The sequence below is a fragment of the Streptomyces ferrugineus genome, assembly GCF_015160855.1.
GTDB classification, from domain to species: Bacteria; Actinomycetota; Actinomycetes; order Streptomycetales; family Streptomycetaceae; genus Streptomyces; species Streptomyces ferrugineus.
Genome location: NZ_CP063373.1, coordinates 2,254,438 through 2,267,611, shown reverse-complemented (window position 1 = coordinate 2,267,611; position 13,174 = coordinate 2,254,438). Strand labels below are relative to the sequence as shown.

At 70.1% G+C, this 13,174-nt stretch carries 6 protein-coding genes; all 6 read right to left on the bottom strand.

Translation table 11 applies throughout. The features are described from left to right. Nucleotides 1-64: 64 nt before the first annotated feature. The 6 genes from IM697_RS10295 to pglY all read right to left on the bottom strand — a co-directional run bounded on the left by IM697_RS10295 (nt 65) and on the right by pglY (nt 13,169). Nucleotides 65-1,003, bottom strand: a complete 939-nt coding sequence (locus tag IM697_RS10295) for a protein NO VEIN domain-containing protein (protein ID WP_228044914.1) — start codon at nt 1,001-1,003, stop codon at nt 65-67. A gap of 644 nt (nt 1,004-1,647) precedes the next feature. Then, the gene (locus IM697_RS10290) at nt 1,648-2,697 is read right to left on the bottom strand and encodes a beta family protein (RefSeq protein WP_194046788.1); all 1,050 of its coding nucleotides are present in this window, start codon (nt 2,695-2,697) and stop codon (nt 1,648-1,650) included. 118 nt (nt 2,698-2,815) lie between these two features. Beyond that, nucleotides 2,816-4,978, bottom strand: coding sequence for a DEAD/DEAH box helicase (locus IM697_RS10285; protein ID WP_194046786.1), 2,163 nt, complete (start codon nt 4,976-4,978; stop codon nt 2,816-2,818). Then, a complete protein-coding gene (gene brxD, locus IM697_RS10280; RefSeq protein WP_194046784.1) occupies nt 4,975-6,336 on the bottom strand; it encodes a BREX system ATP-binding protein BrxD in 1,362 nt (453 codons plus the stop codon). The genes IM697_RS10285 and brxD overlap by 4 nt, the downstream gene beginning before the upstream one ends. Nucleotides 6,337-6,405: 69 nt before the next feature. Then, nucleotides 6,406-9,267 (bottom strand): BREX-2 system phosphatase PglZ, encoded by a 2,862-nt coding sequence (pglZ, locus tag IM697_RS10275; protein WP_194046782.1) that lies wholly within the window; start codon nt 9,265-9,267, stop codon nt 6,406-6,408. Continuing rightward, nucleotides 9,264-13,169 carry a BREX-2 system ATPase PglY gene (pglY, locus tag IM697_RS10270; RefSeq protein WP_194046780.1) on the bottom strand — a complete coding sequence of 1,302 codons (3,906 nt, stop codon included), beginning with the start codon at nt 13,167-13,169 and terminating at the stop codon, nt 9,264-9,266. Before pglY ends, pglZ begins: the two co-directional genes overlap by 4 nt. Between the last annotated feature and the right edge of the window lie 5 nt (nt 13,170-13,174).

Below are 13,174 nucleotides of genomic sequence, written 5' to 3'. Positions count from 1 at the left end.
CCGGTGGGCTCGAAGGCAAGGGGGCCCGAGGCTCCTGGAACCCCCTGAAGGTGCATCCGGGCAGTCAGGCGAGTGGCAGTCGGTACTCGAAGCTCCGCGGCCTCAGGTCCTCATCAGCCGGCGCCCAGTCATGAAGGTGCAACACCCTGCCGCCAGTCGCTTTGCAGTTGTCGGTCCGCATGTCCACGTTGATGTCACTGACCACAAACAGGTCCACGGTGTTCTGCGGGTCTCGGGCATGCTCGACCTCGTTGATCGTCAGATCGACGCTCGTGGCCGCTCCCGTTGTCCCCTTCACCTCTACGCGGCGCTCTTCCCCGCCACGAGTGCAGTGGAGGTCGTACGGCTTGCCAAGGCGTTCGACTGTCCATCCCTCCCCCTCGTAGTGGGCGACTGCCGTGTCCTCCGCGTGCAGTTCGATGGCCTTGCGCTTCTTGGGGTCGGAGACGAAGCCCGCTCCACCGGAAGGCCGCTTCCTCGGCTTGGGCGGCTTCACCTGCTCCGCGGTGAAGCCGGGCGTGTGGTTCAGGGGCACCGTCTGCTGTTCGGACCAGTTCGCCGGGATCCCTGCCGCATCGAGCAACGGCTGCGGATCCATGTCGACGAGCATGCCTATGCCTCGCTGAGTCCCCGAAACACGTATGGCGTCACTGGCGGCCATACCAAGCGGCCCGTCCTCATCAAGACGGGCGTCGTGGAGTACAGCCAAGGGCTCGATACCGAAGCGCACCGGGTACTTGATGGCGTTCTCGGCTTCCTCGTCCGGCCAGTGAGGAGCCTCTGCCTCGTAGAAGTTCTCACGTACTTCGAACAGGTACAGAGTGATCTTCTTGGTACTCCATACGTCGAGTTGTACGCGCGGACCCACTCCCGTGGCCAGCAGGGCGAAGCGTGGGCGCGCGGACCGATACTCGGGCCTCCACAGAGGGAACCCCCACGACCGGGTTTCGATCCCGTACTGCAGATTGCGCTGGGTTTCGGGCGATTGACCGACGTGGACCATCACGAAGGACGCTGTCCGCGGCGGACGGTGGAGGGGGGTAGGAACGTCGTCCTTGCGGCTGTCCTCGTGCCTCGACAAGTGCCTTCCTCCGTGACCGCCTGCCTCTGCGCCGATCCCGACGATCGACTGAGGCCATGACCATGCCACATTGCAGTCAGATTTTCATACAACTAGAGCCAACGGTCGGCGAGGCGACGCAAATCAGACACAGGACGGGAGAGCACGGAACGTGCCGCCGAGCCGAACGTGGCGTGGGGTCGGGAACGACGCTTCCGTGGGCGCCCCACGCCCACACGACCAGCGCCCGCACCCCCTTCCTGCCCCGATCGAACTCGCGGTCGCCGGGGTGGACACGGGCCGATCATCGACGAGGAGATCAAAACCTCCGAGACCAACTCCAGCAAGACCGTGGGCAGCAGACAATGGACGGCGCGAACGCGACGTGACGCGATCCGCTGCCGTATCCGGCGGCGGGAAACCCCAACGGCGAGGCGGCACTCAACCTCCCGAAGCCGGCCAGGGCCAAGTCGGTGACAGACCCCAAGCACTCCTCAAGCAGGCAATCGCCACCGCGAGCGAGGAGAAAGGGCGTCGCCTGGAGGAGCTGAGCGGTCTCAGAGAGCGCCGCCCACCACGGGGCGCGGTTAGTCAGCCACCCGGGACAAGCAGCGGACCACATAAGTCATGTGCTGGATGTTCCCCACGGTGTTCCACGTCCCAGCGTTGCCCGTGCCCTTGGCGCCCGTGGTTCGGGCGCACTGCTCGTACCAGCGGTCGCCCGTACTCGCACCCGAGCCACGGAAGTCGGGGAATCCGGTGATCCAACGAGCCGCCTCGCGGGTGGCTCCCGTCTCGCCCCGTTTCTCGGCCCAGAACCTTGCGAGCAGGAAGGTGCGTTCCGTCGTGTACCGCAGCAGTCCGTATGGCGACCGGTCGCCGTCGTCCACTGCCCTGCCGATGTTGCGGGCGGGTAGTGTGCCGTAGTCGCCGTAGCGGACGAGCTTCGCGTACGACCGCTCGCTCGCGCCTATCTCGTGCCACGTGTCCCAGTCCGCGCGGTCCGCGTCGCCCCGGTCTCGATCCAGGAGCCCCTCGACGTCGTCCGGGAAGCCGCCGGACAGCATGGCGATCACGCGCCACGAGGTGAGTTGGGTCAGTGCGTCGAGTGCGCGGAGTGCTTCCTTGCCCGCGTCGGGACGGCCCGGAAACACTGTCTGGAGGTCGAGGAGGAGATCCACCCGGACCTCGGGATCCGTCTGGGCGAGCAGAGCAGCCGTGCGTTCGGCGAGTTCGTCGGTCCAGGTGTCGGGGAGCCGGACGCGTATGCCGAGGCTGCTGCCACCCTGGAGGGCGCTGTCCGCTGCCGCAGTCTGGTGCGCTGCTGGGAGATCAGGGCCCGTGACGGGGCGGAGCGCCGTGTGGGACCAGTACGAGTGGAGCAGGTCCCCGTAGGCGGCGGCGGTGAGGTCTGCGTACGGGGCGTCCAGCCATGCCGCAGTGTATTTCTGCGCGGCCGCGACGCGTCGGAGTTCCTTGTCCACCGCCACTTTGAGTTGATCGGCGTCCTCAGCGGTCATGACCGGCAGTGTCCAGAGAGGGGACGTCCGGTCTCGGACCCACGGGGCGAGGTCCTTGACCGCGGCCACCGCGTGGGCGCGGATCGGTAGGACAGGAACGTACAGCGGTCCGGACATGGCGGCCCCCTCCACACTGCCCCGCGACGGTGTGGAACCAGCTTGAGCTGGTGTGATGCGCCCCGAAAGGGCGCAATCCGGTCAGGCGGTACCCTGCCAGCCCGGTCCGGCGCCGTTGTCAGACCGGTTCGATCTCCCAGCGCGCACGTCGGGACAGCACAGCATCGGCCCCGTCCTTGTCGGCGAGCCGAGCGGCCAGCACGCTGGTGGCAAGGTCATCGGGGAGGGCGGCAGAGAACTTGAGTCCGCGAACGGCGGCCGCAGTGACCTGTGGGAGCTCGTCCTTCCGTGGCGTGTTTCGTGCCTGGTCCCAGTCTTCTCGGGTCAGGTCGTGGCGGAGCCGGACGTAAAAGTCTGCGGGCCGCTGCAGCGGATCGACCGCGTCGGCCAGCCACGCCGTGAGGGTCGCGTTGGCGCGGAAGCCGGCCCAGGTCCACCACCGTACGTCGCGTCCGCTGCGGGTGATCAGAGTCGCCTCTGGGTGAGCGAACCGGCCTTCCGTTTCCCGTAGTTCCACGAGACCGGCCTGTGCGCGTCGAGTGAAACCGACCGCGGGGTCGGCACCGAGCAGCACCTCCCGCATCGCCTGGGCGAGCCGGTACGACAGCCCGCGGACGGTGCCGGTCTGCCACTTGGCGACGCCGCCCGACTCGGCGGCCTCGGCAAAGACCCGATGCCGACGCCAGTCCACATACGTCACGTGCCAGCTGCGTCCGGCGAGCAGCAGCCGCAGGGGTCCCTCGTGTTCCTCGACCAGCAGAGCCGGGTCCGTGTGCCCGATCTCCGCACGCCCGTGCAGGACTGTGAACTGGGGCGGTGCGGTGAACGACGCGGTGAGGTCCATGAAGTGCCGTCTACCGAAGCGCTTCTCGGCCTGTTCGCCGATGAAGTAGATGCCGCTGTCCTGTTCCAGGAATCCTTGGGTGAGGAGGTGCTCCAGAACAGGTCGGGCGGACGCGTCGAAGGGAGCAAGGCCGTTCCACTCCTCGTGCCAGTCCGCGGCGGGCAGTTTGTGGCGCTGGAGGGCGACGGCCAGCAGCTGCTGGGCGACGAGGTGCTGCGGCCCCGGCGGTGCGGTGACAGGCTCCACCCAGTGTCTGCCCCACAGGGTCAGCAGTCCGGCCGCTTGGAGGAGGCTCTCGTGGGAGGTGGCGAGGAAGAGACAGTTGCGCGTGCTGTCGGGCCGACGTCCGGTACGGCCCAGACGTTGCAGGAAGGAAGCGACGGTCGCGGGAGAGTCGATCTGGATCACCCGGTCGAGGTCACCGACGTCGATGCCGAGTTCGAGCGTGGAGGTGGCGACGATCACGCAGTCGCGCGCCTGCCCGAAGGCTTCCTCGGAGCGCAGACGCTCGGCCGCCGAGAGGGACGAGTGCGAGAGGAACACGGTCACGCCGCGTGCTCGGAGCGCCTGCCCGAGCTCTTCGACCTGCCGGCGGGACTCGCAGAAGACGAGGCGCTTCTCGCCCCGGTGGAGGGCGGAGATGACGGTGGCCGCGTTCGGAAGCGAGCCGACGTAGTCCAACTCGATGTCCCCGAGCGGGGGTTCAGCGGTGTGCGGCTGGCGTTCCGCTGTGGTGGCCGCGGGGCCGGTGTCGACGCCGGGGGCAATGACCTGACCGGGCGTTCGACCGCGGGCGGAGCCTTGAAGCCAGGCGAGGAGTTCGTTCGGGTTGCCGACCGTGGCGGACAGGCCGATGCGTTGCAGCCGCCGGCCGGTCAGCCGCTGGAGCCGCTCCAGGACCGCCAGTAGGTGCCATCCGCGGTCGTCCCCGGCGAAGGCGTGCACCTCGTCCACGACGACCGCCTGCACCCCGCCGAGCAGCAGGGCGTGGTCGGTCTTGACGCTGATGAGCTGTGCTTCGAGGGATTCCGGTGTGGTGAGGAGGATGTCCGGCGGCTCGCAGCGCAGGCGCCGCCGTTCAGCCTCGGCCGTGTCCCCGTGCCAGAGCGCCGCCGTGCGCCCCAGCCACTGGGCGTAGGCGTGCAGGCGTGGCTGGAGGTTATTGAGCAGGGCGCGCAGAGGAGTGAGGTAGAGAACCGAGGTGCCGGACCAGCCGTTCCGGGCCATGGCAGTGAGGAGGGGGAATGCGGCGGCCTCGGTCTTGCCGCCTGCTGTCGGCGCCAGCAGTACCGCGTCCTCGCCGTCGAGGAGCGGTCCGATCGCCGAGGATTGCAGGGGCCTGAGGCCGGGCCAGCCGAGGGTGTTGACGATGTGGTGGAGGAGAACCGGATCGAGCCGGTCGACGGGGTCGGCGTCCGCTGTTGCGCTCGTGGTCACAGGTCGAGCTCCACCTCGTCGGCCGAGGCAGCGGGAGCAACCGGAAGCGTGGCGGCGTGGCGCTCGGCGTCGGTGAGTTCGGTGCGGTCGACAGTGAGGCGGTAGTAGACGCGAGGATCGAAGTCGGGGAACTGGTCGATGCGGTCGAGGACGTCGCCGACGAGCTTCTTCAGATAGAGGCGGGGGGCGACGCCGACCTTGCCGCCCAGAGCTCCGCCGACGGCTTGTGCCAGGTCGGCCACATACGCGTCGTCGGCGACGGAGCGCACCCGCTCCGGGTTGGTGCTGCCTGTCGCATACAGGTCGCGGATCTTGCGGCCGAGTTCGGTCAGCGTCTCCAACTGGAAGCCGGGAAGGCGGAGTTGAACCGCTCTGGGGTTGTCGAAGCGTGGGTCCGTGGAGAAGTCGGTGGCCAGGCGCTGGGCGAGCGGCGCGAGACGCTGTACGCCCTGCGGACCGTCGTAGAACGCAGGGGTACCAGTGATCACCAGGTAGAGGCCGGGGAACCGGCCGGAGTGGACCTCGTCGATCAGCTGTCGAAGGGCGTTGAGCGCCTTGTCCCGGGCGTCGGAGCGCACCCGCTGCAGGGTTTCCACCTCGTCGAGGACGAGGAGGAGCCCGGGATGTCCGCTGTCACTCAGAACGGCGAGCAGCCCTTGAAGGAAACCGAGGGCTCCGAAGTGGTCGAGGTCGCCGCGAACCCCCGCAGCGCGCTTGGCGGCGGCCGCCACGTGCGGCTCACCTCCGAGCCACGCGAGAACGGCCGCAGCGGTGGCCTCGTCCTCCGCGCCGAGCGCGGCGTGGTAGCCGCGCAGTGCGGCGGCGAACCCGGGGGCGCCACGGGAGACCTCCGAAAGGCGGTCGTCGAGGAGCTTCGAGACGGCCTGCTCCAGACGGGAGTCGTCGGCGCCAGCGGCAAGGGCGTCCTCTTCGAGGGCGTAGAACCACGCGTCGACGACGGGCCGGAGGGCCGACGGCTGAAAGCTCGCGGTGGTCAGGCGCTCGGTGGCCCGGCGGTAGACGGTCTCAAGCCGGTGCAGGGGCGTCTCGGTCTCCGACACCTGCACCTCGGCGACAGCGAAGCCGCGGCGCTTGGCGCGTTCGCCGAGCCAGCGGGCGAAGAAGGTCTTGCCGCTGCCGTACTCGCCACGCACGGCCTTGAAGGCCGAGCCGCCGGCGGCGACTGCGTCAAGCTCGCCGTCCACGGCCGCCTCGAACCGGTCGAGTCCCGTGGCGAGGAGATCGAGACCGCTGTCGGGGACGGCTCCGCGCCGCAGCGCGTCGACGACGGCCCGCCGCCGCGCGGGCGACACGGTGACGCCGGAGGCGGAGGATGCGGAGGAGGGCTGTTCACTCACCCTGCCAGTTTCCCACGGTCACCGTCCCGCTCGGCTCCGCTTCCGGGCGGGACGATGCGACCGCCCCTCTCACAGGCCGAACTGGGCTTTCAGCAGCGGCTCGTTGAGCCGGAGTGTGCGGTTGTCCGGCAGGATTTCCACCACCTGCTCGCCGTCGTGGTTGAGGAGCTGCCGCAGTACCGCGGCGAACCCGGCAGCGCGCACGGGCCGCTCCCCGGCACGCTGCGCCAGCGCCGTGAGCGGCAACGTCCTCGATGTGAGCAGTTCCTGCACGGCGGCGCGCACCTTGCCCAGGTCCACTGTGCGGCCCACGAGCTTCAGCTGCGCCTCGAAAATCTCCGAGGACATCAGCGCGTCCACGAGCGCGGTATGGGGATCGGACGGCACAGCGGGTTCGGTCTGCCGGACGGGCACGGCAGGGGCCGGGACGGCCTGACCTGCGGGCTCGGCGAACAGGCTCTCCTCCTGGGTGACCTGCTTCGACTTCGGGGGGCGGCGACGTGCCGGAGCAGGCGCCGCAGCCACGGCCGGGGCTGGAGCCGGGGTTGCGGGCACTTCGGCCACACGGTCGGGCGACCACCACGGGGGAGCGGGATCGCCGAGCTCCCGCCATCCTTCGGGCGGCGTGGCGCCGAACGGCAGGTATGCCTGGAGCGGAATGGCGATCTCGGCGAGAGACGCGCCGCCGTGGTAACCGGCTTTGCGCCCGGTGTAGCGGGAGTCGGCGTCCCATAGAGCGATGACGGTCCCGCCGGGCTCGGGGGCCACCACACGCGGTCCGCGCAGCCGGATCTCCCGCTCGTCCAGTTCCCCCTCGGCGTGCGGGCGGTAGCGGTCCGCCGCTTCGGGCACGGAGACACGGCGGTCACGCCGGTCGACGACGTGGCCGTGGTCAGACAGGAGCAGGACGGCCATGCCCTCAGCGGCGGCGGTGTCGAGGAGCTCGCCGAGAAAGCCAATCTCGTCGACGGACCATCGGGTCGCGCCCAGGCGCTGTTCCTTTGCGAGCCGGTCGTCGATGGTGTTCAGGACGACCGCGACATGGGTGCGCCCGTCGTGCAATGCGGACTCCAGCGGTGCGCTGAAGGGGCTGCCAGTGCGCTCGGCACGCAGGTCGTCCTTGTGGAAGACGGCAGCCGCGCGCCCGGGACCGGCGAACGGGTGCTGCGGGAACAGCCGCTTCTCGTCGGCCTGCGCACCGCGCAGCAGCCGCCCGGCGAACAGACTGGTGCGGCTGACGGCGGTGACGCTGGGCAGCGCGGCGGCAACAGCCCTGCGCCGGGGGCGTCCTTCCGCCTCCGGAAACGGGTCGTACTCGCTGAAGCGCTCGCGCAGCTCCTGCCCGAGCTCGGCGGCGATGGCGGAGGTCATGCCGTCGACGACGACGATCAGCAGGCGCCGCCGGTCCTTACCCCTGGCCGCCGGTGCGGCGACACGGTCGAGGAAGTCCTCCACCGTGAGCAGGGAGCCGGGTGCGCCACCGCTCTCCGTCCAAACGGCGAGCCGCTGAGCGAAGGCCCGGTCCATCTCGCGCCTGCGTTCGCGGACCTGCTCCCCCAGCCGGTCGTAGGCGTCCCGCAGGGCGGAGGCGTCCTCCCCTCCCGCCTCTATGCGGTCGAGGGCGAAGTCGGCCCAGGCGGTGTCGGTGATCTGCAGCCTCAACCAGTCCTCCACCGACTGAGGCTGCTCTGTCGCATCGGTGAGCCAGGCGGCGAGTCGGCGTGCCATGCGGGCACGCTCGACGCGGGCGCGGCCCTCCGGGCGCACCGCATGCCGGTGTTCGCCCCACGCCCGTACGGCTTGGGCAATGCCGTGCGGATCGCCGGTGGCCAGGGCGGCGCCGGCCTCGGCCGCGCGAGTCTCGAAGCCGAGGGGGAGGAAGAGGCTTACGGCCGCTGCCTGTTCGGCGCCGAACTGGCAGGCGAGAACGTCGGCGCGTTGCAGCAGCGAGGTGAGCACACGCCTGTCGTCTCGGGCGACGAGCGTGTCCACAGCCGCTTCGGCCACCGTGCCGTACTGGGCGAAGCGCGCGTCGGACTCCTCGGGCGTGAGTTCGCCCTGGCCGCCCGCCCACAACTCGGCCCGCCCGCGGGCCCGGTATACCTCGGGACCGGGAGAAGCGGTGTGGCTCCACAGCCCGGCGGCGACCAGGCCGTACGCGAGTGCGTCGGTACCGTGCCCCTCGCCGATGAGGCCGAAGAGGACCGTGGCGGCCGGTCCGGCCTGGCCCTTCTCGCAGAGGAAGGCGGCCAGGCCGTCGCGCTCGGCGTCGCGCAGGGCGAGGAACCGTTCGGCGGCTCCGGGCCGCACGGCCCACCGCAGCAGAGCGGTGAGGCCGATGCGGTCGTCGGCGATGTCCTGTGTCTCGTCCGCCGGGTCCGCGTACCGGCCGAGGCCGAGGCGCCGCTGGACGAGCTGGGCGAGGGCGTGGTCCCGGGTGAGCGTGCCGCCCGCGATCTTCGGCCAGCGGTCGAGCGGCGCGGCCTCCAGCAGGGCCTCGGCAGCCCAGCCTCCGTCAGAGACCTGCAGCCGGTGGTCGACGGCACCGGCTCCGAAGGAGGTGCGTACGACTTCCCAATTGTCCACGCTGCGGACGCCGTTGTGCCATACACGAGCGAGAAGACCGGGGTCGAGCGTGGCCTCCTCGCAGTCGGTGAGCACGACCAGGACACGCGGGCCGGACCCGTCCCCGGCACTGTGGAGATGGCCGAGGATCTGCTCGTGCACGGCGAGCGGCGAAGGAGCGGCCGCGACGGCGGCCCGCTGCCCGCCGCCGTAGGTGAGCGCATCGGGTCCGTCCCACTCCGGCTGGGCGCGGAGCAGGACGACAGCGCGGGTCCGCCCGTCCAGTCCGGGCCGGGCGGACAGGTACTGGACGAGCAACGAGGGGGTGAGCCGGGCCAGGCCGGCAGTCGTGGTCGCGGTGGTCACTCGCCCACCACCCGCCAGGTGATGTCGATCTCGGCGTCGGGCTGTGCCTCGGCGAGCGCCTGGATCTCGGCGGCGAACTCGGCCGCAGCGGCCCGGGCCTTGGTACGCCCGCCGCCTGCCCGCCGCACTCCGCCGGAAGCCGGGGTGGCCGTGTGGGTGGACGGCACGGACGGCTCGGCGTCGTCCCCCTTCAGGGAGATGTCGTCGGGGCCGGAGGGACCGGTGGGCTGCTGCGGCTCAGGCGGGGTCGGCGGCGTCTGGCGGGCCTTCAGCAGGGCGATCACGTCGCGCCGGGCCCTCTCCAGGGCCCCCGCGAGGTCGGCGGTCTGCTGGTCGCTGCGGGCTGCGGCCTTCAACCGCTCCAGGACGGAGTGCCCTTCCGGGCCGAGGCCCTCGGCGAGCTCCAGAGTGTCCCAGTCGGCGATGGCCTCGGCGAGCGCGGAGGCGACCTTGCGGGCCTGCGCGAGCGAGGTGCCGTAGCGCAGAGGGGAGACGCCCCGCAGGTCGAAGCCGGCGAGGGTCTCGACCGTGCGGCGGGCTGCGGCCGAGCCGGCCTCGGCGGTGTCGATGAGCTGCTTGACGAGAGCCAGGGACCGGCGGGCGACAGCCAGCCGCCCGGCCGGGTCCGACTCGTCGAGGCCCAGCTTCCCCTGAGCATCCTCCAGACGGCGCACCAGCTCACCGGCGGCCTCGTCGCACGCGCGGGCCTGGTCGCGCACCGCTGTGGCGAACTGGTTGATGATCTGCCCGCGGTAGAGCCGGGCCTTGGGCTTCTCCCCAAAGAGGGACTCGTAGCGGTCGAGTGCCTCCTCCCAGTCGGCCTCCGAAGGCCGGGGCTGGGTGCGCAGGGCATCGCCGGGACGGGCGGCGAAGGCGAGCGACACGTCCTGGACGGCACCGCCCCGCACCCACACCCGGTCGGCGATCTCGGCGAACCCGGCGATCACGAACTGCCGGGCCGTCTCGTGCAGACCGCGCGGCTCGGGCCGGTCGAGCCAGTCCGTCAGGCGTACGTACGTCAGGTCGTCGCCCGTGGGCAGTCCGTCGGCGCGGACCTGGTCGTCGAAAAAGTCCGTCCAGTGCGAGGACAGTTCGAAGTACGCCTCACCCATGGTGCCCAGCAGCAGGGGCTGCGCAAGCCGCGTCATCAGTTTGCGCTCACCGGAGGGCACCTCGACCCGCCGGTCGCGGGCGAGCGCGGCCCGGCGCACCAGTTCGTACGCCTTCTTCGCATCGGACGTGGTGATCGCCCTGCCGGTGTTCTCCGGGTCGAGCTGCGGGTGGGCCGGGAACTGGCATTCCAGGAGGCGGGCGGCGATGAGCCGGACGGCCTTCTCGAAGGAGGCGCCGATCGGAAGGGACAGGCCGGGCACCGGATGCACGGGGTCGAGGTGGTCCTCGAAGCCCAGCTGGACCTCGGTCTCCTTCTTGTCGGCCAGTCCGTACGCCTGCTTGAACGCCTTCTCCGCCTCCCGCGTCAGAGTGTCGCGCTGGGCTTCGAGCAGCTGCCAGGCGCGTACCCGCTTGTCCTGGCTGAGGTGCTTGGCGAAGGTTCCGTGGAAGCGGTCCTCGTCGGAGAGGACGCTGTCGATGACGGTGAGCCTCCGGAAGCTGTCCCGCGCCTGCTGGGACAGGTGGGTGGGCAGCCAGGCGAGGGTGAGGGCGGGACCGTCGGGGCCGGCTTGCGCCCGCAGGCCCTGGATGCGCATGGCGTCCTCGCGCGGCGTGTAGTTGCCGTCGTCGAACGGGTAGTCGACGACGATCCGCCACAGCCCGTCGGTGGCGGGCTTGAGCTGCTGGTCGCCGACCCGGTCCTTGTCGCGGACGTTCGCGAAGTTCACTTCGAGCGTCCGAGGCGATCCCTTCCATACGAGGGCGAGCTCGTCGTAGCCCGTGCGCTGCGTGGTGCCGAGCAGGCGGCGGAGGATCTTTTCGGCGAGGTCACGCTGGAAGCGGGTCTGGGTGTAGGTGTTGGCGTTGGCGAGGATCGAGTCGAGGTCGATGTCGGTCAGTTCGAGCAGTACGGAGGCCTGGGCTCCGGAACCGCTGACCTTGATCTCGGCGAACTTGCCCGCCCACTGCTGGAGCTTGCCGTCCAGGGCCTGGACCGCGCCTCCCTTGAACCGGCTCTTGATCGAGCCGTGGTTCAGGGCGAGGAGCCGCTCCACGGTGAGGTTCTGCAACGACACCGCCCCGGGAGCCAGCGCGGACAGCAGGAGGGTGCGCATGATCCGGTCGTCACCGATGAACACCTCCAGCGACGGCCGCCTTTCGACAGGCACGGAGTCGGGGTCGCTCGCGTAGGCGTCGATCTCCTCCTCGCTGACGTCATGGGTGGTCATCAGGTACGGCCGAAGTTTGGTGTTGTAGAGCCGCTCGGCCGAGTCGAACACCACCCGGGTCGCGTCCTGGAAGGGCTTGTTGCCGCCCTTGCCCAGATAGGGGTAGAGGTCACCAAGGCACACCAGGTCGCCCAGGCGCAGCCGGTTGCGCTGGTCGGCGAGGATCTCGCCCATCAGTTTCATACCGGTACGGTTGCGCTGCAGCGCCGAGGAGATCTTGACCAGCGCGTCCATGAACGCGGGCGTGAACGGGTACGCCTTGCGCAGCGGCTCCTCGCCCGCACCCACCAGGGCCTTGTCGTCTCCGAGCCAGGTGTCGCGCACCGCGCCGGGGTTGGCGGCCAGCAGCCGGTCGAGCCCCGCCTGGATCTCCTGCCGAGCGTCGTCCGAGCGCGGCCTGAGCAGCCTCTCGTGGGCGATCTCCGGCAGGTTGCGATCCTCCAGCTTGATGGAGTCGAAGCGGCCGGAAGCGTAGTTGAGGTTCTGCTGCATGGCCGCCTCACCGGTGCCGTGCATCTCCTCACCGGTGATCTCCCGCAGGTCGCGCTGGCGGGCGATGAAGGAGATGACCGGGATGGCGCGCCGGCTGTCGCCGCCCTCCACGAAGTTGGTGAACTTCGCGGACTCGCGCAGGACCTGCTTCTCCTCCTGCATCATCATCGTGAGCCACAGCATCAGCTCGTCGAGGAACAGCACCAGCCCGTCATAGCCAAGGGACTTGGCGTGCTCGGCGATCACGGACAGGCCCTCGTCGAGCGGGATGAACCCGTCCGCCTGCGCCGCGATCCTGGCGTACCCGCGGGCCACGGTCTTCAACGCGTCCTCGGTGAGGCGCGCGCGTAGCTCCGCCGGGGTAGTGGGGTTCTGCACGTCGAGCCGCACGTTCTTGTCGTGGATCTCGGCAGCGTTCAGCGCGGTTTCGAGCCGCTCGGAGGTCCAGAAGGCGGCGGGGTTGCCCCACTCGTCGACCTCCTCCGAGGCGCCCGCGTTGAGCTGGGCGAGGAACTGCTCGTCCCCAAAGTCCCGCTTCAGATCGCGCAGTTGGTCGAACAGAGCGTCGGTGCGGTAGACGCGGGGGGTGGAGGATCCGGGCCGGACCTTGGCCACCCACTCGACGTAGCCACCGAGCACCCGGTGCTCCAGGCTCTCGGCGTTCAGCATGTGGTACGGGACAAGCAGGAAGTTCCTGCCGCCCGAAAGTAGCCAGTCGAACTCCTGGTACAGCGGGTCGAACTCCTGCCGGGCCCGGGCCGCTTGGCTGTTGGACAGCAGCGCATGCAGTACGGCCATGAAGTGCGACTTACCGGCACCGAACGAGCCGTGGAGATACGCCGCCTTGGAGCTCTGCGTCTCCAGCGCGGTCGAGATCATGTTGAGGGCGTCGCGGAAGTTCCGCAGCAGCTCCCCGGTGACGACGTAATCGTCCAGGGCCTTGCGGGCCCCCTCCTCGGTGACCGCCTCCGACAGCTTGAGCACGTAGGAAGACGTGGAGACGGACACCGGCAGGTCCATCAGGTCCTTGAGCAGCGGTGCCGTGCTCTGTGGCGCAGGGGCGGCCATCGGTG